We start from the raw sequence: 20785 nt of genomic DNA, 5'->3' as shown, positions 1-20785 counted from the left end.
AGTTTATTTCTCCATAAATGTAACATTAGCCTTGATATTAATACATTGAGATACAGCTATAGTATTGTAGCTATTTGAGCTTGCATTAGCGTTATAAGATGTTTTCATTAACATTAAATTATTCCTAGGCTGATAACCATCATCTACATCAATGTATTGTATAGATTGGATAGTATAATTACTATTAGTTTGTTTATTAAAGTTAGCAAGATAATCTTTAGTATCATTAAAAAGTTTAATCATTAGCTTTTGTTTTGCTGCTTGTATATCTTTAGCAGGAGGATTGTAATCTAATACATCGACAACTAGTTTTGTGCCTGAAGATTTGTCTTGATTCTCAAATGCTGTTTGCAGCTTATTAAGATCACTTTGTGATATTCTAGCTTGTAGTTTGATAGTGATATTAATCGCACCACTATTGCTAGCAGTCTGCTCAATTTTTTTCACTTTCCAGTTAGATTTAACTATATTATTAACATTACCTGAAATTTGTTTTTCTATACTATTTTGTTTTTCAAATGTTGTTGTTGCATAGCCTGTAACCTGGACAAGTATACTCTCACTTTTAACTGTAGTTTCAGCCTGAGCAGAATATTTGATTGTATTATGATAATGACAATCGCCAAATGCTATAGCAAATGATGTCGTTGTAAAAAGGCTTACTAAAGTAATAGAAATAATCTTTTTTTTCATGAATTAATAACTCCTCTACAATAATCTCATTATTGAGTTTAGCAGATATATAAATTTTAATTAATTATATTTGCCAGCAAATATTTTATATTAAGCTAGCTTAAGAATCATACACTTAATGCCACACTACTTGCTGCTTTTCTAAATCACTGACATCTAATATAACTGTTTTCTAAGCTTATCATTCCAACCACTAATAATTAGTTTCCCATTTGTATAAATACTTATTTGTGCAAATTGATTAGCAATCTGCTCATAAGAGTCAGTTCAAATAAATAGCATTTATGATTCTTGGCTTTTTTTGAGCATTAGCATATGCTTTTTTCAATAGTACATACAGTGTCTCTATCACTTAAATGACAAAATAGTTAATCAAGATCATAAAAGAAAGAATCAACAATCTTTAATTCTACTGCTTCAACATCAACTAATTTAGCGCTAATTGTTGAGTTGTCTTTAAACTGCTGCGGTATCCATAACCACAATAGAGCTTATTATAGAATAATAGAGCATTTCCTTCGCCAACTATGGTAGCAATCTAGAGTTTCAACCTATAGCCATTATCATTAAACCATTTTTGGAATCATACTTCTTCAGGCCTTCTTTCTACAGGACGAAAATTACCTGCTATATTCAGCATTTGCTATAAAGATCATATCTGGAGCATTTTCGCCCTGTTCAATTAAATTGATTTTTGAACCAAGTTTTTGATCAGTGTCATAAAGATTTTGCCATTGTTAAATGCTAAAGTTTTATTAGGTTTATTATTTATTATTAACTTGCATCAATGGATCATATAGCATAAACAACATAAAAAGCCGTTGGTCGGCACATCAAAACTTCTTTCATAAGTATTTTATTTTAAAAACTAATTTAAATATAGCTCTAATTTACCATATAAAAGAAAAATAAATAAGAATTTATTGTTAGCTATTAATACTATTAAATAATAGTATGGAGGATATCATCTAAAGATTCCATTATCTTTTCTTTAATTTTATTTTCAAAAGGAAAATCATCGGCTGTCAGCTGAGATTTTAAAAAGCTTTCTAGAAGAAAATGTTGGGCATAATGAAGCTCTAGCCCCCTAGATTGTAAATAGAATAAAGCATCTTTATCTAGCTGCCCTATCGTAGCGCCATGAGTACAGACTACATCATCAGCAAAAATCTTTAACTCTGGCTTAGTGTTTATCTCAGCTTTATTGCTTAATTGTATGTTTTTATTATTTTGATATGCTTGTATTTTCTCAATACCTTTATTAACTATCGCTTTAGCATTAAACCAAGCCTTAGCATTACCATTAGCAACACCACGGAAGTTAACACTACTAAAAGTATGTGAGGCATTGTGATTAACTAAAAAACAAGTGTTAGCAATAATATTATCATTTACCAAGTATAGTCCTCTGACATCAAATCTTGAATGAGGCTTATTGAGATTAACTACAAAATCACTTCTTAATAGAGCATATTTATTAATAAGATTAAATCCATTGAACTCAGCGGCTCTATCTAAATTTATTAAATAGTTTGCTGTTGTGATTAACTTAGTATTATTTGGATTATTAGTATTGTTGGTAAAATTGACTTTTGCAGATTCAGCAATATTTATATCTAAAAATAAATTTATCGCAGAATTTTCAGTAAGGTTTACAAAGTCAATATCTAAATCTAGACTAGCAAACATATTGACATCAAGCTTTAGTGATATATTTGTTAATTTATTCTTAGCCATATCAGTATTTATGAAAATTAGGCTTAAGCAATCTTTAGTATCTTTAGCTATATTAATACCGAAGTGTTTAGAATTCTCTATAGCTAGTTTAGACATATTTCTATCGTCTTTGTGTAATTCTAAGGCACTAATATGCTTTAGTTTTTTGTTATAATCAATAGCTAGCACACCATCAAGTATGATTACAACATTCTCTTGTGTATCAAACTTAAAGCCTTCAAGATAGTCTTTTGACTGAGGCGATTCTTTTAGTAATTCTTTGATATTATTTTTGTCATAAATAGAAGCAATATTTGTATACTTCCAGCTTTCTTGTTTAGTTGTAGGTAGAGATTTGTTATTTATTAACATTTTTAGCAACCTTTAGCTATTTAACCAAGAATAACCTTTTTCTTCTAATTCAAGAGCAAGCTCTTTGCCACCAGTTTTAACTATTTTGCCATCTGCTAAAACATGGACAAAGTCTGGTTGAATATGGTCTAGAAGTCTTTGATAATGAGTAATTACTAAGAAACTTCTATTTGCAGATCTCATACTATTTGCACCTTGTGATACTACTTGTAGAGCATCAATATCCAAGCCAGAATCAGTTTCATCTAATATGGCTAATTTTGGTTCAAGCATCATAAGTTGCAGCATCTCATTACGCTTCTTCTCACCACCAGAGAAACCTTCATTAACACCGCGTGACATATATTTTTGATCAATTTTTAATATCTGCATATTTTCTTTTAGTTTTTTCATAAAAGAAATAGCATCAATCTCATCTTTGCCATTTTGCTTTCTAACGCTATTTATAGCTGTTTTAAGGAATTGGACATTACTAACTCCAGGTATTTCAATGGGATACTGTAAGCTTAAAAAGATACCAGCTGCAGCCCTTTCTGAGATACTTAAGTCATTTAAATCTTTATCATCAAATGTGATATAACCTTGAGTAATTTCATAACCATCTTTACCAGCTAAAACATTACTTAAAGTACTCTTACCAGCACCATTAGGTCCCATAATTGCATGAACTTCACCTTTTTTAACTGTTAAGTTTAATCCTTTTAATATTCGTTTTTTTTGCTCACCAACACTTACATGTAAATCTTTAATTTCTAATAACATTTTTAAAACCTTTTTATCAAGTTATTATAACTTATAGCTTAACCAACCGCACCTTCTAGACTAACTTCCATAAGTTTCTGAGCTTCTACAGCGAACTCAAGAGGAAGTTTATTAAATACTTCTTTACAGAAACCATTTACAATCATAGCAATTGCATCATCTTCTGATAGACCTCTTTGTTTGCAATAGAAAAGCTGATCATCAGAAATCTTAGAGGTTGTAGCCTCGTGCTCTATCTGTGAGGAATTACTTTTGTTTTCTATATATGGGTAAGTATGTGCCCCACAACTATGACCAATCAGTAAAGAGTCACATTGTGAGAAGTTTCTTGAGTTAGTAGCATTCGGTGCAATTCTTACTAAACCTCTATATGCTTGTGACGCCTTGCCTGCAGATATACCTTTTGAAATGATGGTACTTTTAGTGTTTCTACCAAGATGAATCATTTTTGTACCTGTATCAGCTTGTTGAGCATGACGAGTTAGTGCTACAGAATAGAACTCACCAGTTGAATTATCTCCACGTAAAACTACAGAAGGATATTTCCATGTGATAGCAGAGCCTGTTTCAACCTGCGTCCATGAAATTTTTGCCTTTTTGTAACAGACTCCTCTTTTTGTTACAAAATTATAAATTCCACCTTTACCATCTTTATCACCTGGGTACCAGTTTTGTACTGTCGAGTATTTAATTTCAGCACCATCTAGTGCTACTAACTCAACAACTGCGGCATGAAGTTGATTTTCATCACGCATTGGAGCAGTACAGCCTTCTAAATAACTTACATAGCTACCCTCATCAGCAATAATCAAGGTCCTTTCAAACTGTCCAGTATTCATAGCATTAATTCTAAAGTATGTTGATAATTCCATTGGGCAAGTCACACCCTTAGGAATATATACAAATGAACCATCACTAAATACCGCTGAATTAAGAGCGGCAAAAAAATTATCACCTTGAGGAACTATTGAGCCAAGATATTTTTGTATAAGTTCAGTGTATTTTTGCACTGCTTCTGATATTGGGCAAAATATTACTCCTGCTTCAGCTAACTTTTCTTTAAATGTTGTTACAACAGATACTGAGTCAAATACCGCGTCTACAGCAATATTTCGCACACCTGCTAACATTTCTTGCTCATGCAAAGGTATACCAAGTTTGTTATAAGTCTCAATAATTTCTGGGTCAATCTCATCTAAGCTTTTTGGATGATTTTTTAGTGACTTAGGAGACGAGTAATAGCTAATAGCCTGAAAATCTATATGAGGATAATTTAAATCAGCCCACTTAGGCGACTTCATTTCTAGCCATTTGTTATAAGCTTTTAGGCGCCATTCTAATAAGAATTCAGGCTCATTTTTTCTTGCTGATATTAGATGAATCACATCCTCATTTAGACCGGCTTCAATCGTTTCTGCTTCAATATTAGTAACAAAACCATGCTCATAGTCTCGCTCAATTATTTTATCTAAATTATCACTCATTTTATTTTAACTCTTTTCTTTGTTGTTGATAATATCATAAATTGACGTTTTTGATAGTAAATCAAGTAGTTGACTGTTTAAAACTCTCCAATAACCACTCACCATACAGTTTCCTAAGTTACATTTTTTTTGCAAATCACAACATTCTGTTAGATTTACGTTTTTTTCTACACATTTAACAATATCTAAAACAGTGATATTTATTGGATCTTTAACTAGTGTGTAGCCTCCTTCGATACCTCGCTTTGAGGTTACAATATTTGTCAAAGATAGTTGATTTAGTAGCTTTCTTACTGTTGGGATATTGAGTCTCGTAGATTCAGCAATTTTTGCAGCACTATATGGATTAGAATCATTCTGTGCTATTGTAACAACTACTAGTAAACCGTAGTCGAGTAATTTACTTACCTTAAGCATAATTATCTTCAATCTATACTGATTTAGTATCATATGCCTACATAATAATATTTACAAGGATAAATGTAAATTAAAAATTTGATTATTTTCCTGCCTTATATTAGCATGTTTAAACTTACATACTATCATTTAAAGTAATATAACAATTTAATTATGAGAATAGCTATTTTAGGAGCTGGGCAATTAGGGGTATATTTGACTCAAAGACTAAGTTTGGACCATCAAGTTTCTGTCATTGACTTAGATAAAGAAAAACTTGGCTTTATCTCATCAGCATTTGATGTGCAGACAATTATTGGTGATGTTACAAAACCAAATATTATGATGGAAGCTAATTTTAAAGATACTGATATGATAATAGCTGTGACATCAAATGATACTACAAATATAGCTGTATGTGATATGGCTTACAAGTTATATAAAACACCTTATAAAATCGCACGAATTCGCGATACTGAGTATAATAGATTCCCTAAACTGCTGAATAATATCGATTTGGTTATAAAGTCATTTTTTGAAACTACAAAAAGATTAGAACAATTAATTTTCTTATCTGGAGCATATTTTATATCAAGTTTTTTTGACAAGCGTGTTCAGATTATAGGTGTTGAAGTATCATCAGATTCCCCTCTTATAGGTCTTGCAGTTAAAGATATATATTTAGGTCTAGGTGATATTAAAGTTGATATTATCTCTGTATATAGAGGTGGCCAAAAATTAGATATTGATGATACTGGTGTCTTAGTTAATCCTGGTGATAGAGTTATGTATCTTTCAAAAAAAGCATATTCATCACAAATACTATCAATATTTCAACCAAAAAAAGCTAACATCAGAAAGATATTTATAGCAGGTATAAATTATGCAAGTATCACTTTAGCTAAATCTTTGGAGAGTAAAGGATATATTATTAAAATGATAGATCCAAGTGCTCAAAAATGCGAGTTTGCTTTGAATGAGTTATCTAAATCAACAATTTTACATTATAACCCTGTTAATAATAATTTATTAATTGCTGAAGGTATTGATGAAGCAGATATGTTTTTTGCTCTGACAAATTCTGATGAGATAAATATTATGTCATCAATTTTGGCAAAAAAACTTGGTGCTAAGAAAACTATAGCTACAGTTAATAGTGCCGAATACTATGATATTACTAGAGATCTAAAACTTATTGATATTTCTATTTCGCCACATAATTTCTCATATACAACAATTAAGGCATTTTTAACTCAGGTTGATATGCTAAGAATGTACGAGATCGAAGATAGTGAAGACATGCTTGTTGAGCTTAAAGTACATGGTCAAGAGAATATGTCTACTGTTATAGGTAAAAAGATCGGTGACTTAAAATTACCTCAAGGTCTAGAAATCATTGCGATAATGAAAGTTGATAATATCCCAAGGTTTTATGCTGATAGTTTACTAATACAAGATCAAGATAGATTAATAATAAAAGTCGATAATAAAAACGCATTACAAACCTTAGAGAAACTTTTTCAAGTAATGCCATTGTATATCGCATAAATGATTGCCAATTTAGACACCATTAAGTTATTATATAACTAAAGTGTTCATAAATATGTAACTATGACAGTAAACTCATCAGCAAAAGAAAAAATTGGTTTAATCTTGCTAGTATTATTAATGACGGGAGCTATTGATAATATTAGAAACCTTCCCTCCACAGCTACTTCAGGAACATACATATTCTTCTTTTTTGCAGTTGCTGTTTTTTTATTTTTAGCACCAGTTGCATTAGTATCTGCAGAAATGACCGCAACATATACTGCTAAGGGTGAAGAAGGAGTATACGGTTGGGTTAAAAAAGCTTTTGGCCCTAATGTCGCGATGATAGCTGTGTGGTTTCAATGGATAAATACTCTTATCTGGTTTCCAAGTATTCTAACATTTCTCGCAGGAACAATTGCATACTTATTTAATCCTGATTTTGCGCAGAATATAAAGTTTACAATTATATTTATAACTGTAGTTTTTTGGTCTTTGACAATTCTTAATCTCAAAGGTCTAAGAGTATCAGCAATTTTTGCTAGTACTTGTACTTTTTTTGGTATGGTAATCCCTATGCTATTAATGGTACTATTTGCATTAATTTGGTTTATTAATAGTTATAACCTAAATATCCATTTTCATCTAGATAATCTAATTCCTAGTTTCACATCTACAGAATCATGGATGGGATTAACAGCTATCATAGCTTCTTTCTTGGGGCTTGAGTTAGCAACTGTGCATATTAGAAAAGTTATAAATCCTAAAAAGACATTTCCCATAGCACTTTTAATTTCAGTAATATTTATAATATTTACAATGGTTCTAGGTGCTTTGGCTGTTGCGATTATATTTCCACAGTCACAAATTGATGTTGTTCATGGTACTATCAAAACTTTTAAAGTTTATTTAAATGATTTAGGAATTCCAATGTTTTTCTACTATTTCTTAGGTTTAATGGTTTTTGTTGGATCAATAGGATCAATGATTAACTGGATGATTTCACCAGCAAGAGGATTACTCCAAACAGCTGACGACCATTTTTTACCAGATATGTTAGATAAAACAAATAAACATGATGTACCAAGTGGTATACTAATACTTCAAGCTATAATTATGACTATAATATGTCTACTATTAGAGTTGGTGTCTTCGGTTCAAGCTTATTACTGGCTTCTTACAGCTCTTAGTACGCAAATATATTCTTTGATGTATCTCATTATGTTTTTTGCTGCTTTAAAACTAAAGTTAACAAACAATAAAACAGTAAGAAATACAGATGATTTTCATATCCCTGGCGGAAAAATTGGTATGGCTGTTGTTTGTCTTTTAGGTATTATAGGCACTATTTTGTGTGTGATTGTTGGCTTTGTCCCTCCAGATAATTTATATAGTAATCTATTAGAATTTATTCAAATGTTGTCTGTATGCTTTGTATTGTCAATCATACCTGTAGTGTTTTTTATATTTTATAGAAAAATTAAATTAAAAAATTATTAAAAATATATAAATCATTGATACTTTTCCTCGCTCTAATTATAGTTTTATTATACTTATAACTTGAGAGATTTTTTGAGATTTAAAGCATAATAAACCTATAGTTAGAAATACTTTATAGTAATAAAGTAGTGCCACTAGTTATAACTATTGTAATTATGCTTACAGTAATAACACCTGCTTTATTAATCTTAATAAAATAGTAATTCTTTATGATAAATATAAATATTAAGAGTTTTGAAAATTATTATTTGCTGCGGAACTTAATACGACCTTTAGTTAAATCATAAGGAGTAATCTCAACTACAACCTTATCACCAGTTAATATACGGATATAGTTTTTTCTCATCTTACCTGAGATATGAGCTGTTACCACATGTCCATTTTCAAGTTCAACTCTAAACATTGTGTTTGGAAGTGCTTCTAAAACAATACCTTCCATTTCTATACAATCTTCTTTCGCCATACTGGCCTCTTCTCCATTTAATTATGTTTTCAATAGTTACACAAAACAGCATATATTTTAAAAGCATTTAAGTAAAAACACAATTTTTTTGAATAAATAGTTGTTAAAAAGGTTATAATCTCGCTATCAGAACTCAGTACTCAAAAATTTAGGCTTGGAAAACTACTTATTCTTTGAATTAATAATTTTTATTGTTGCTGTTTTAGGCGGTGGTATTGGTGCTGTCATTGGCTTAGGCGGTGGATTAGTAATTACCCCATTGCTAACAACAGTGCTTGAAGTACCTCTTCACTATGCAATAGGTGCATCACTAGTAGCTATTATCTGCACATCTACAGCAACATCTTTAGTTTCATTAAAGTCACATGGATTAACCAAAGATAAATTAGGTTTATTTTTATCATTAGCAACAGCTGTAGGAGCTATATTTGGAGGTAAGCTAGCTGTGATGCTCAGAGCTAAAGTATTATTTTTGATTTTTGGTAGCATACTTATTGTGGTTGCAATTTTAAGTTTCATTAAGAAAAAATCAAACGCTAAAACTAAATTACCAAAGCATTTTTTTATAGCTAATAAACTACAGCTTAATGATAGTATTATTATAGGTGGGCAAAAGCAAAATTATAATGTTAACCACCCTATCTTTGGTTTTATTTCTATGGCTGGTGCTGGGTTTATTGGTGGTTTACTTGGTATTGGTGCTGGGATATTTAAAGTTGGAGCTATGGATAAAATTATGAAAATACCTTTTAGAGTTAGTGCCTCGACAAGTAACTTCATTATGGGTATCACTGCATTTGCTGCAACTTCAACTTACTACTCTGCTGGATATATAGACAGCTCTATCACAGCAGCTGCAGCATTAGGTACTTTATTAGGTGCGACAATTGGTTCAAAATTAATGCCACATATCCCAACTCAAGTTCTTAGATTAATTTTTTTTGTGGTTGTATTTATATCAGCAATACAAATGATTATTAAGGGGTTAGTATGATTAAAGATGATGTTATTTATAAAGTCTTGAAATTAAATTTATTTATAGCTATCTTGTTTATAGCTATTGGCACGCTAAACACCTTTTTAGGAAATGCCGATACTGCAAAAAGTATTATAAGTATTGGCATTTTGTTGATAATAATTTCGCCACTATTAAGAATTTTTCTTGAGCTAATATTTTTTATAAGAGATAAAAATTACACTTATATATTAGTTTGTATAGTATTATTCATAATAATAGTCATAAGTATCGTTTGTTAGATAGTATATTTTTAAAAAAAATGTTAGTATTCTGTTTATTATTATAAATAATGTACCCCTAAGAGTAAGAAACTTATAGCAATATGTTTACTAGTTTATCAGAGAAACTACAATCGTCTTTAAAAAAGATAAAAGGCCAAGCCTATCTAACAGAGGAGAATATCCAATCGGCGCTGCGTGATATTAGAGTGTCACTTTTAGAAGCTGATGTTGCCTTAACAGTAGTCAAAAAGTTTATAGCTAACATCAAAGAAAAAGCTATTGGTAAAGAAGTCAAAAGAAGTCTTACCCCAGATCAGACTTTTATTTCTTTTGTCAAAAAAGAAATTGAAAAAGCACTAGGTGAAGAGACTGTACTGATAAACCTAAAAACTCAGCCACCTGCTGTTATATTAATGGCTGGTCTACAAGGTGCTGGTAAAACAACATCTACAGCTAAGCTAGCTAAATACCTAAAAGAGCACCACAAGAAAAAAGTCATGGTAGTCAGTGCCGATGTCTATCGCCCTGCTGCTATCGATCAGCTAAGAAATTTAGCAAATAGTTTAAATGTTGAGTTTTTTGAGTCAGATTCTTCACAACAGCCTCAGGATATTGTAGCAGCTGCTATAAAAACAGCAAAAACTAAACTTATAGATGTACTTATCATCGATACTGCAGGTAGATTGCATATTGATAATGACATGATGGATGAGATTAAGCAAATCCACAAAATTGCTAACCCAATTGAAACATTCTTTACTGTTGATAGTATGACAGGTCAAGATGCTGCAGTAACAGCCAAAGCATTTAATGACGCTTTAGAGTTAACTGGTGTGATTTTGACAAAAACTGATGGAGATGCTAGAGGTGGTGCTGCTTTATCAATCAGAGAGATCACCGGTAAGCCAATTAAATTCTTGGGTACTGGTGAGAAGACTGATGCTTTAGAGCCATTCTATCCTGATAGAATTGCTTCTAAGATTCTAGGTATGGGTGATGTTCTTAGCTTGATAGAGAATATAGAGCAAAAAACAGAAAAGAAATCTACTGAACAGCTAACTAAAAAGCTTAAAAGTGGTAAGAGCTTTGATTTAGAAGATTTCAAGGCACAAATCCAACAAATGAAAAAAATGGGTGGTGTAGGTTCAATTATGTCTAAACTACCAAATATGCCAGCAAATCTACAAGGTAATGTTGGTTATGATATGTTCAAGAAGATTGAGGCTATGATAGATTCCATGACTCCAATTGAGCGTAAAAAACCAGAACTTATAAAACATAGTAGAAAGCAGAGAATTATTAAAGGGTCTGGAACTACAATTCAAGATCTTAATAAACTGCTTCAGCAACATACGCAAATGAAAAAAATGATGAAAAGCGTTATTGGTAAAAAAGGTGGTATGGCAAACTTAATGAAATGCATGCCTACTATGCAAGGTATGGCGAATATGTCAGGTCTTTTTGGTAAAAGAAAATAAGTATATAATAAATATAAGGACATATACTAAATCAATGATAGGTGATAAAAACTTTGATAAAGTTTCTAATATAAATATAAAAAAGGAAAAAGTATTGATTCCTGCAGAAGTGCTAATCCAAGATATACCTCTTTTAAAGACTTCTTTTGAAACTGTAAGAAAATCTCGGAAAGAAATAACTGATATTATCCATGGAAATGATGATAGAGTCGCTGTTGTTGTAGGGCCTTGTTCTATCAATGACCCTGTTGCTGCAATTGAGTATGCTACTAAGCTAAAAGAGCAAATTAAGAAATTTCACAAAAATATACTTATTATAATGAGAGTATATTTTGAAAAGCCACGCACAACGATTGGTTGGAAAGGATTTATTAATGATCCTGACCTTGATAATTCATATAATATCAACAAAGGTTTGCGTCTTGCGCGTAATTTATTATCAGATTTAACTAGTATTGGACTGCCGTGTGCAACTGAGTTTCTAGATGTGATCACCCCTCAATACTTTGCTGATCTAATCACTTGGGGAGCAATTGGTGCTAGAACTGTTGAAAGCCAAGTACATAGAGAATTAGCTTCTGGTCTTTCTGCATCGATTGGTTTCAAAAATGCTACTAATGGTGATATCCAAGTAGCTGTAGATGCAGTTAAATCTGCTACTTATCCGCATCATTTTTTAAGTACGACAAAATCTGGTTCAACAGCAATATTTGCAACTAAAGGTAACCAAAATGGTCATGTAATTCTTCGTGGTGGTGCTTCTGGTCCTAACTTTAGTAAAGAGCATGTTGATAACTGTATTGCTAAACTTAAAAAAGCTAATATTCATACTAAGGTAATGGTTGACTGTAGTCACGGTAATAGTCAAAAAGACCATACTAAGCAAATTACAGTATTAACAGATATTTGTGAGCAGATAAAGCAAAGTAATGATATTTTTGGGGTAATGATTGAGAGTAATCTTGTTGCTGGCAATCAAGATATCAATAACAAACCTCTTACTTATGGACAAAGTGTTACAGATAAATGTGTTGACTTTGAAGAAACTCTTAATATGCTAGAAATGCTAGCTGAAGCTGTCCAAGTAAGACGTAGTTCTCAAGCTAAACAACAAATAGCCTAAGCTCTTATATTTTACTAATTTTTCAATTTCATTTTATGGTGATGAAGGTTAAGATCAACATTTAACAATTTCGATATTATTAAATCCACTTGAATTACTGTGACTCTTCTTTTTTTCCAAAATTTTTAAAAATGCTCATATTTATTTATAATTATTAATACTTATTTCACAGTTATGATTTAAATATAATAGCTCATAAAAAATACTCAGATACAGTTTGTAAATCTATGCTTGTTATATAATTTTTAGTTACTATATAATAAGTTTAAAGTTTTGATTTGTTTCTTCATAATAACTAACCCAATATTTATCTTATTTAGGTTTGGATGAAGCTGTTGATTTGATTCTAGAAATACTATTTGGAACATTTGAGAAAATATAGTTGGATAATGTGATCGTATTGGAATAAAATTATTCACTGCCTGGCAGCTGTCAAATATAATATTTGTAATAATTGAATTATATGAGAAGCTGATGTTTTGTTGATAGAATTATTTTATATTTTTTTACATCTCCAAGTTTAAATTTATCTTTTATATCTAAGACAAAATCTATTAAGATGCTTTTTATACTTTTTTTATGCAAATTAATAAGCCAGTTTTCGATACCAATTTTACCAGCATAAGTTTCTAAACATCATTGTGAACTACAGCTTTGACAAGAAGTTCCTTGACTATTAATGCTTACATTACCAACAAACACCAGCACCACCTGTAACTCCATATAAAAACTAGTTATTTAACCACCACCAATACCAGTACCAGCAAATATCTCAACTTGGTGACATCTACCAGCACCATATTTTCACTCGCCGATGACACACCAACATTAACATCATTTTCGATAAATACTGGTTACATTTGAAAACTTTTGGTTGACTTTTTTAGCGATATTTATACCATTAAGGTTAATATTAGCGCTGAAATTTAAGACTCCTAATTTTGAATCAACAAAGCCAGCAATACCAAATCAATACCTATTGTTTTTATCTTACCTTTATTTAATATTATCAATTAATTTATTATTACTTTGAAAATTTACGCTAGGATTACTCAGCATCACTTTTACCCTTTGATTTTACCTTAGAAGTCTTAAGCAGTTTTTTTGCTCATCAAAAATACCAGTAGAGATATTTACTACCACCGATATCTAAACCTATGTACATAAGTGTCTACTAGACCTTCTCAAAAATAGCTATTGACTCAACATGCATTGTATGAGGAAACATGTCCATTACACTGGCACTTATCAATTTGTAACCTTTGCTATTAACTAAAATGCCAGCATCACGTGCTAAAGTAGCAGTATCACATGAAACATACACTATGCGCTCAACATTAAATTTCTCAATATTGCTACAAACTTCTTGTGCACCAGCTCGAGGCGGATCTAAAAGCATCTTATTGTATTCAAAATTATTAAACCACTCTTTATTCTCAAAACTCTCAAAAAGATTTGCTGCATAAAAATTAACATTTGTAATGTTATTATTAGCTGCAGTTTCTTTAGCTCTTTGTACCATCATAGCATCACCCTCAACACCAATTACAGCTTTAGCATATTTCGAGATTGGTAGTGTAAAATTACCTAAACCACAAAATAAATCGATAATAGAATCTTGCTTTGATATATCAAGAAGCTGTATGGCTCTTTTTATCATTTTTCTATTAATATCATTATTTACTTGGGTAAAATCATTTGGCTCAAAACCAATACTAATACCATCAATAGGTTGATAACTTAACTTGACTGGAGCAATATCTTTTTCAGGATATAATCTAAAAATTGTATCTGGACCTTTTGACTGTAGATATATCCAGTAATTATTTTGCGAACCAAAAGTTTTTAGCTTTTCAAGGTCTTCATTCACAAATGGCTCTAGATGACGTACAATAAGCGCTGGCCTTGTATCATCTATTGCAATCTCTAACTGTACTATATGTTGATGTATAGATAGAGTCTCTATAAAAGAAGCTATTTCAGTTAATTTCTCACCTACAAGCGGATTTAATATTATGCATTTATCTATATCAGCTAAAAACCTACCATTGCGTTCCCTAAAACCTACAAGTACTTTGTCCTTTTTTGTAACATAGCGTACACCAAGACGCGCCTTATTACGGTAACCTTTGGTATTATTTGTGTGTAGTGGTGGTAAAATATTCTCCGGCTCAACATCATTTCCAATATATTTTAATTGATTAAGTAAAGTCTGTTGTTTATGCTCAATTTGCGATGCTGTAGACATATGCTGTAAGCTACAACCACCACATATTTCAAAATAATCACATGGTGGTGTAACTCTACTAGGAGATTTTTTTATATACTCAACCACTTTTGCTTCATCAAATTTTGCTTTTGTAAAGGTATATTCAAATTTTACTATTTCTCCAGGTAATGTAAAAGGTATAAAAGTAGTTTTACCATCAACTTTTGCAATACCTCTACCATCATGACTTAATGCTGTAATTTCTGCCTCAAAGATTCCACCTTTTAGCTTATTATGACGTCTAGATATTCCCATAAATAATTCAACGAAAAAATATTACGACAATTGTATTTAATTCAAATAACAAATACAACTTAATCACAAAAGTTAGTATTGGCTTTTATTATTTTATATTAATAGCTTTACCATCGTATGCCGCGACATGACCTGGAGCAAACTGATAAACTCCAGCTTTTGAATGTGAGAAAATCATATCTATCTTTCCACTAGTTTTTAAACCTGGTATTTTTTGTGGATATAATGCGAACTCAACTTTAGCTAATGAAGATGATAAAAGCTCTATTTGTCCTTTTTGTGGTTTAGTATCTAAAGATTTAATTGGACCATATGCACCACCAATATTTGCAAAAACATCGTAGTGTACATATTGAGATTGAGATTTTTGCGGCACAAATATAAACATATTTGAATCCTTCATGGTATTAGCTCCAAAGCCAGCGGCAAACCAACCACTACCTTGTTCTTGCCATTGTTTATTTTTATTAAGTTCAACTTCCAAAATAGCGCAAATATGATCTTTATATTGTGCATATTTAAAAGACATGTCTCTCATGCTAATAGTTTTATATTTTAAGTCAGCTGGACAAACTGCTGCTAAAGTATTATCAGCATAAGATATAGAACTAGCTGCCACTGCTACTAATGAACCTAACAAAACTTTTTTCATATAATATCCTTAGATATGCCTCTAAACAAATTCTACCTCATGCTAAGCAGATTTTATTAGTATAAAATAACACCTGAAAATAAAATTTAGGCATAAAGCCGCTCTAGACCGTGGTAGGTGCTGAGGGGCTCGAACCCCCGACCCTCGCCTTGTAAGGGCGATGCTCTCCCAGCTGAGCTAAGCACCCGATAGCAATGCATTATATAGAAATTTTAATACAAATCAAGAATATTTTTAAGCAGATTAATTAATATTATCCTTCTATCTCATTTCTTAATATTTGCTCTGGGGTGATTTCTGACTCAGCAATTTCTCTCAAAGCTACAACTGTAGCTTTTTCTTTTTTCTCATGTTCTATAGATTCAGAATAGCCATTTTTTAGTATCTTACTTGCTCGCATAGAGGCTAAAACTACTAAATCAAATCTTGTTTCTACTTTATCTAAGCAATCTTCCACTGTTACTCTAGCCATTTTTCACTCCATTTTTTTTCAATAATTGTCTTACTTTATTATATATAATATCAATCACAGTTTTATTTTGTGCACCATCAGGAATTATAATATCTGCTTTTCTCTTTGATGGCTCAATAAATTTAATGTGCATTGGTCGCACGGTTTCTAGATATTGGTTTATAACATTCTCTACACTTCTACCTCTTTCATTTTGATCACGCATCAAGCGTCTGATAAAACATAAATCAGCAGGAGTATCCATATAAACCTTAAAATCCATCATTTTTAATAACTTATGATCATTGAACAGCATAATTCCTTCAAGGATAATTACACTTACACCACCAACAATTTTCTCTGCTTTTTCCTCAATCCTTGAGTGAGTAGTGTAATCATAATGAGGAATATAGATATCATTACCTTGGACTAAATTATTTAAATCTTTTCTTAGTAATTTATGATCAAAAGCATCTGGATGATCATAGTTTACTTTGCAAGCCTCTTCAAAGCCAAGCATTTCACCCCAGTTTTTATAATATCTATCCTCAGAAATTACTGCGATTTTGTTTAAATGTTTTGATTTTAATTTATTGATGATAGCATTCGAAAATAATGTTTTACCAGAGCCAGAGCCACCAACTATACCTATTATGAAAACATCGCCTTTACCAGCCATTATTTGTACCCTATAGTATCTATTTTTGGTTGACTTTTTACTAAATTATCAAGCTCTTTTAGTAAACTTAGAAGCTCTTTTATTTTATACATAGGGAACGAATTAGGGCCGTCACTTTTAGCTTCATCAGGTTTCGGATGGGTCTCCATAAAAAGTCCATCTATACCAACTGCCATTGCTGCTTTTGATAAAACTGGTACAAATTCTCTTTGACCACCAGAAGAGCTACCTTGACCTCCTGGTAATTGCACCGAATGCGTAGCATCAAATACTATAGGACAACCTGTAGCTTTCATAATCTCAAGTGAACGCATATCTGAGACTAGATTGTTATAACCAAAACTAACTCCTCTTTCACAAACCATAATCTGCTCATTGCCTGTAGACTTAGCTTTTGTTACTACATGCTGCATATCCCAAGGTGCTAGAAATTGACCTTTTTTGATATTTACTGGCTTTCCTTGCTTACAAACCTCAACGATAAAATTTGTTTGACGGCATAAAAAGGCTGGCGTTTGTAGTACATCAACAACTTTAGCAACTTCAGCAAATGGTGTATCTTCATGAACATCTGTAACAATAGGTATATTATAAGTTTTTTTAACCTTTGCTAAAATTTCAATACCTTTATCTACGCCCAATCCTCTAAAACTATCTATAGATGAGCGATTAGCTTTGTCAAAAGACGACTTATACACAAAATTTATACCAAGATCCTTAGTTACTTCAGTAAGGTACCCAGCAGTATCCATAGCCATTTGCTCAGATTCAATAACACAAGGACCAGACATTAAGAAAAATGGCTTGCCATTTCCTACTTCAAAATTAGCAATTTTCATAAGATTTTTACTTAAAATTATTTAAATACAACTATAGCCATTATACAGAAAAAGATGAACCACATCCACAAGTAGTTTTGGCATTTGGGTTTCTAATTACAAAATAAGCGCCTTCAACATCATCCATATAATCAACATCAGCACCAACTAGATACTGAAAGCTCATCGAATCAACAACAAGACGAACACCATTTTTAGTAAAAACCATATCATCCTCTTTTACTTCATTATCAAAAGCAAAGGCATATTGAAATCCAGAACAACCTCCACCTGTGATATATACTCTAAGGCTAAGAGAATTATCACCCTCTTCTTCAATCAACTCTTTGACTTTTAAAGAAGCAGCCTCTGTAAAGTTTATTGGCTCAATACTTTTAACTTCTACACTCATAAAATCACCTCACTACAAGAGAAAGTTTAACTCTACCACCTCTATCAATATTCTGTACTAAGACTTCTAGACCTTGGCCTTCAATTAGAGAGTTAGTCTTCATACCAGCCTGTTCAACTTCAGAAAAAGGTAAATAACCATCTTGATTACCAAACAAGTTTACAAAAGCTCCAGAATCTAAAAGCTTAACTATTTTACCCTTGTAAATTTGTCCTTCCTCAACTTTTGCAACGATTTCTTCTATAATTGCTATAGCCATATCCATAGATTTTTTGTCTTTAGCAAAGATCTTAACCTCACCTGAATCACTGGTATCAATTTGTGCACCAGTCTTTTCGACAATACCTTTTACAATAGAACCTCCTCGACCAACAACATCTTTAATCTTAGCAGGATTAATATTCATCACATGAATTTGTGGCGCAACATCAGATACAGCTTCTTTGTGCTCTTTTATTACTTCATTCATAATTTCTAGGATATGTAATCTACCAACCCTTGCTTGCTCTAGTGCTTGCTCCAGAATTTCTCTTGAAATGCCTTTAATTTTGATATCCATCTGTAGTGCTGTAACACCATATCTAGTACCAGCAACCTTGAAATCCATATCGCCCAGGTGATCTTCATCACCTAAAATATCTGATAATACAGCATATTTTGCACCATCTTTGATAAGCCCCATAGCAATACCAGCTACTGGCTCAGCAATTGGCACACCAGCATCCATCATTGATAAAGAAGAACCACATACCGTCGCCATAGAGCTTGAACCATTTGACTCCAAAATTTCAGAAACAACCCTAACAACATAAGGATATGCTTCTTCGTTAGGAAATACTGCCTGAGTTGCACGCTTAGCTAAGTTAGCATGACCAATCTCACGACGCTTTGGAGCCATACCAACCATACTACACTCTCCTACAGAATATGGTGGAAAATTATAGTGCAACATATAACGACATTTCTCTATACCATCTAAAGATTCTACAATCTGCGCATCTCTATCACTGCCTAAAGTAGTTACAACTAAAGCTTGAGTCTCACCACGTGTAAACAAAGCAGAGCCATGTACACCTGACAAAACACCTATTTTGACATTAATAGGTCTAATCGTCTCTGTACATCTACCATCTATTCTTGGCTTACCTTCAAGAATATTCGATCTTACAAGATCTCTTTCAATATCTTGGAAAGACTCTAATATTTCTTTTTCACTATATTCATTACCATCAACATCACTAGAGAAAATATACTCTAGAACATTTTTTCTAATCGAATTAAGCTTTAGGTTTCTTTCTTGCTTTGATGCTATAGTATAAGCGTTCTTAATCTCACTCAAAAAAAGTGACTTAATTTGTGATTTAAGAAACTTATTGATTTGATATATAGAATATTCTATACGAGGTTTAGATGCTACTTTAGCAAGTCTATTAATTGAGTTAATAATAGTTTTTAAATGCTTATGAGCATATAAGATCCCACCAAGCATAACAGATTCTGGAAGGCTATTAGATTCAGACTCAACCATCAAAATAGCATCATCCGTTCCAGATGCTACTAGATCCAAATCTGATTCTTTCAAATCATGCTTATTTGGATTAAGAATGTATTTACCATTTATATAACCTACTCTTACACCAGCAACAATATTATCGTAAGGAGCTCCAGATATTGCTAAAGATGCCGAAGCTCCTATCAAAGCTAGTATATCAGGTGAAAAAGCACCATCATAAGATAAAACTGTAGCAACGATTTGAATCTCATTTAAAAACCCTTCTGGGAATGACGGTCTTATAGATCTATCTATTAACCTAGAAATAAGAATCTGTTCTTCAGAAGGTCTACCTTCTCTTCTTAAGAAACCACCAGGTATTTTACCAGCAGCGTAAGTTTTCTCTAAATAATGTACCGATAACGGAAAAAAGTCAGCACCATCAGCTACTGATTTTTTAACTACAGTAGTTACCAACACAACATTATTCCCACAACTTACAATCACTGAACCATCTGCTTGACGTGCCATACCACCTGTTTCAAGAACTATTTCTTTATTACCTAGTTCAAAGACTTCTCTAAATATTTTCACAGTTTAACCTTTTTTCTTGAATTTAATGACGTAAGAACGATTAAGTATATTATCTACGTATATTTAATTTCTTGATTAGACTACGGTACCTTTCAACATCCTTATCATGTAGATAGTCTAATAACTTACGACGTTGACTTACTAATCTTAAAAGACCTCTTCTTGAGTGATTGTCTTTTTTATGTGTTTCAAAATGACCTTGTAAATCATTGATTCTAGCAGTTAAAAGAGCTACTTGCACTTCTGGTGATCCAGTATCGCCTTCTGCTAATTGATTTTCTTTAATTATTTTTTGTTTATCTTGAGTTGTTAACATAAATTTACTCCATTTGTCTTAAATTAACATCAAGCAAACCGCACAAAGGAACAGCTTACCAATAGGTGATTATATACCATAACTATAAAAA

General features: G+C 31.8%; 20 protein-coding genes, 1 tRNA gene and 1 pseudogene. 6 read left to right on the top strand and 16 right to left on the bottom strand.

From position 1 onward, the window contains the following. Window positions 1-3: 3 nt before the first annotated feature. From FSC845_RS04825 to FSC845_RS04805, 5 genes are all read right to left on the bottom strand, one after another. Window positions 4-693, bottom strand: a complete 690-nt coding sequence (locus FSC845_RS04825) for a hypothetical protein (protein ID WP_064460954.1) — start codon at window positions 691-693, stop codon at window positions 4-6. A gap of 942 nt (window positions 694-1635) precedes the next feature. Beyond that, window positions 1636-2781, bottom strand: coding sequence for a Fe-S cluster assembly protein SufD (gene sufD / locus FSC845_RS04820; protein ID WP_064460953.1), 1146 nt, complete (start codon window positions 2779-2781; stop codon window positions 1636-1638). Window positions 2782-2793: 12 nt separating this feature from the next. Further along, window positions 2794-3543, bottom strand: coding sequence for a Fe-S cluster assembly ATPase SufC (gene sufC / locus FSC845_RS04815; RefSeq protein WP_064460952.1), 750 nt, complete (start codon window positions 3541-3543; stop codon window positions 2794-2796). Window positions 3544-3581: 38 nt separating this feature from the next. After that, on the bottom strand, window positions 3582-5027 hold the full coding sequence (sufB, locus tag FSC845_RS04810) for a Fe-S cluster assembly protein SufB (protein WP_064460951.1): 1446 nt from the start codon (window positions 5025-5027) through the stop codon (window positions 3582-3584). A 6-nt stretch (window positions 5028-5033) separates the two neighbouring features. Next, complete coding sequence (locus tag FSC845_RS04805) at window positions 5034-5444, bottom strand: SUF system Fe-S cluster assembly regulator (protein WP_064460950.1); 411 nt, start codon at window positions 5442-5444, stop codon at window positions 5034-5036. A gap of 153 nt (window positions 5445-5597) precedes the next feature. On the opposite strand from FSC845_RS04805, the gene trkA reads away from it, so the two are divergent. Beyond that, window positions 5598-6971, top strand: coding sequence for a Trk system potassium transporter TrkA (gene trkA, locus FSC845_RS04800; RefSeq protein ID WP_064460949.1), 1374 nt, complete (start codon window positions 5598-5600; stop codon window positions 6969-6971). A gap of 63 nt (window positions 6972-7034) precedes the next feature. Further along, the gene (locus FSC845_RS04795) at window positions 7035-8453 is read left to right on the top strand and encodes an APC family permease (RefSeq protein ID WP_064460948.1); all 1419 of its coding nucleotides are present in this window, start codon (window positions 7035-7037) and stop codon (window positions 8451-8453) included. Window positions 8454-8697: 244 nt separating this feature from the next. On the opposite strand, the gene infA is transcribed toward FSC845_RS04795, so the two are convergent. Then, a complete protein-coding gene (gene infA / locus FSC845_RS04790) occupies window positions 8698-8916 on the bottom strand; it encodes a translation initiation factor IF-1 (protein ID WP_064460947.1) in 219 nt (72 codons plus the stop codon). Between the two features lie 154 nt (window positions 8917-9070). On the opposite strand from infA, the gene FSC845_RS04785 reads away from it, so the two are divergent. From FSC845_RS04785 to FSC845_RS04770, 4 genes are all read left to right on the top strand, one after another. Beyond that, window positions 9071-9910, top strand: a complete 840-nt coding sequence (locus FSC845_RS04785; protein WP_064460946.1) for a sulfite exporter TauE/SafE family protein — start codon at window positions 9071-9073, stop codon at window positions 9908-9910. Next, entirely contained in the window at window positions 9907-10173 is a 267-nt protein-coding gene (locus FSC845_RS04780; protein WP_064460945.1) for a DUF1634 domain-containing protein, read from the top strand. The genes FSC845_RS04785 and FSC845_RS04780 overlap by 4 nt, the downstream gene beginning before the upstream one ends. Before the next feature lie 83 nt (window positions 10174-10256). Further along, on the top strand, window positions 10257-11633 hold the full coding sequence (gene ffh, locus FSC845_RS04775) for a signal recognition particle protein (protein WP_064460944.1): 1377 nt from the start codon (window positions 10257-10259) through the stop codon (window positions 11631-11633). Window positions 11634-11667: 34 nt separating this feature from the next. Next, window positions 11668-12756, top strand: a complete 1089-nt coding sequence (locus FSC845_RS04770; RefSeq protein WP_064461736.1) for a 3-deoxy-7-phosphoheptulonate synthase — start codon at window positions 11668-11670, stop codon at window positions 12754-12756. A gap of 501 nt (window positions 12757-13257) precedes the next feature. Here the strand turns inward: FSC845_RS04770 and FSC845_RS10090 are convergent. From FSC845_RS10090 to rpsO, 10 genes and pseudogenes are all read right to left on the bottom strand, one after another. Further along, window positions 13258-13921: pseudogene (locus tag FSC845_RS10090) on the bottom strand (ROK family protein); the annotation flags it as partial. Window positions 13922-13930: 9 nt separating this feature from the next. Continuing rightward, a complete protein-coding gene (gene rlmD / locus FSC845_RS04765) occupies window positions 13931-15280 on the bottom strand; it encodes a 23S rRNA (uracil(1939)-C(5))-methyltransferase RlmD (protein WP_064460943.1) in 1350 nt (449 codons plus the stop codon). 88 nt (window positions 15281-15368) lie between these two features. Then, window positions 15369-15932 (bottom strand): hypothetical protein, encoded by a 564-nt coding sequence (locus FSC845_RS04760; RefSeq protein ID WP_064460942.1) that lies wholly within the window; start codon window positions 15930-15932, stop codon window positions 15369-15371. A 111-nt stretch (window positions 15933-16043) separates the two neighbouring features. Beyond that, window positions 16044-16119: transfer RNA gene (locus tag FSC845_RS04755), tRNA-Val, on the bottom strand. A gap of 66 nt (window positions 16120-16185) precedes the next feature. Continuing rightward, entirely contained in the window at window positions 16186-16404 is a 219-nt protein-coding gene (rpoZ, locus tag FSC845_RS04750; protein WP_064460941.1) for a DNA-directed RNA polymerase subunit omega, read from the bottom strand. Beyond that, a complete protein-coding gene (gene udk / locus FSC845_RS04745) occupies window positions 16397-17062 on the bottom strand; it encodes a uridine kinase (protein WP_064460940.1) in 666 nt (221 codons plus the stop codon). Before udk ends, rpoZ begins: the two co-directional genes overlap by 8 nt. Further along, complete coding sequence (gene kdsA, locus FSC845_RS04740; RefSeq protein WP_064460939.1) at window positions 17062-17901, bottom strand: 3-deoxy-8-phosphooctulonate synthase; 840 nt, start codon at window positions 17899-17901, stop codon at window positions 17062-17064. Before kdsA ends, udk begins: the two co-directional genes overlap by 1 nt. Window positions 17902-17941: 40 nt before the next feature. After that, window positions 17942-18292: an iron-sulfur cluster insertion protein ErpA gene (erpA, locus tag FSC845_RS04735; RefSeq protein WP_064460938.1), complete on the bottom strand. Its 351-nt coding sequence runs from the start codon at window positions 18290-18292 to the stop codon at window positions 17942-17944. Window positions 18293-18296: 4 nt separating this feature from the next. Next, window positions 18297-20378, bottom strand: coding sequence for a polyribonucleotide nucleotidyltransferase (gene pnp, locus FSC845_RS04730; protein WP_064460937.1), 2082 nt, complete (start codon window positions 20376-20378; stop codon window positions 18297-18299). Between the two features lie 49 nt (window positions 20379-20427). Then, window positions 20428-20694 carry a 30S ribosomal protein S15 gene (rpsO, locus tag FSC845_RS04725; RefSeq protein WP_014547865.1) on the bottom strand — a complete coding sequence of 89 codons (267 nt, stop codon included), beginning with the start codon at window positions 20692-20694 and terminating at the stop codon, window positions 20428-20430. Between the last annotated feature and the right edge of the window lie 91 nt (window positions 20695-20785).

It is taken from the genome of Francisella persica ATCC VR-331 (assembly GCF_001653955.1).
GTDB lineage: Bacteria > Pseudomonadota > Gammaproteobacteria > Francisellales > Francisellaceae > Francisella > Francisella persica.
This window is presented reverse-complemented; position numbering and strand designations above follow the sequence as displayed.

Bases quoted from the DNA above. Each gene is read 5' to 3' on its own strand.
- FSC845_RS04825 (WP_064460954.1), bottom strand. From the start codon at position 693: ATGAAAAAAAAGATTATTTCTATTACTTTAGTAAGCCTTTTTACAACG.
- sufD (WP_064460953.1), bottom strand. From the start codon at position 2,781: ATGTTAATAAATAACAAATCTCTACCTACAACTAAACAAGAAAGCTGG.
- sufC (WP_064460952.1), bottom strand. From the start codon at position 3,543: ATGTTATTAGAAATTAAAGATTTACATGTAAGTGTTGGTGAGCAAAAA.
- sufB (WP_064460951.1), bottom strand. From the start codon at position 5,027: ATGAGTGATAATTTAGATAAAATAATTGAGCGAGACTATGAGCATGGT.
- FSC845_RS04805 (WP_064460950.1), bottom strand. From the start codon at position 5,444: ATGCTTAAGGTAAGTAAATTACTCGACTACGGTTTACTAGTAGTTGTT.
- trkA (WP_064460949.1), top strand. From the start codon at position 5,598: ATGAGAATAGCTATTTTAGGAGCTGGGCAATTAGGGGTATATTTGACT.
- FSC845_RS04795 (WP_064460948.1), top strand. From the start codon at position 7,035: ATGACAGTAAACTCATCAGCAAAAGAAAAAATTGGTTTAATCTTGCTA.
- infA (WP_064460947.1), bottom strand. From the start codon at position 8,916: ATGGCGAAAGAAGATTGTATAGAAATGGAAGGTATTGTTTTAGAAGCA.
- FSC845_RS04780 (WP_064460945.1), top strand. From the start codon at position 9,907: ATGATTAAAGATGATGTTATTTATAAAGTCTTGAAATTAAATTTATTT.
- ffh (WP_064460944.1), top strand. From the start codon at position 10,257: ATGTTTACTAGTTTATCAGAGAAACTACAATCGTCTTTAAAAAAGATA.
- FSC845_RS04770 (WP_064461736.1), top strand. From the start codon at position 11,668: ATGATAGGTGATAAAAACTTTGATAAAGTTTCTAATATAAATATAAAA.
- rlmD (WP_064460943.1), bottom strand. From the start codon at position 15,280: ATGGGAATATCTAGACGTCATAATAAGCTAAAAGGTGGAATCTTTGAG.
- FSC845_RS04760 (WP_064460942.1), bottom strand. From the start codon at position 15,932: ATGAAAAAAGTTTTGTTAGGTTCATTAGTAGCAGTGGCAGCTAGTTCT.
- rpoZ (WP_064460941.1), bottom strand. From the start codon at position 16,404: ATGGCTAGAGTAACAGTGGAAGATTGCTTAGATAAAGTAGAAACAAGA.
- udk (WP_064460940.1), bottom strand. From the start codon at position 17,062: ATGGCTGGTAAAGGCGATGTTTTCATAATAGGTATAGTTGGTGGCTCT.
- kdsA (WP_064460939.1), bottom strand. From the start codon at position 17,901: ATGAAAATTGCTAATTTTGAAGTAGGAAATGGCAAGCCATTTTTCTTA.
- erpA (WP_064460938.1), bottom strand. From the start codon at position 18,292: ATGAGTGTAGAAGTTAAAAGTATTGAGCCAATAAACTTTACAGAGGCT.
- rpsO (WP_014547865.1), bottom strand. From the start codon at position 20,694: ATGTTAACAACTCAAGATAAACAAAAAATAATTAAAGAAAATCAATTA.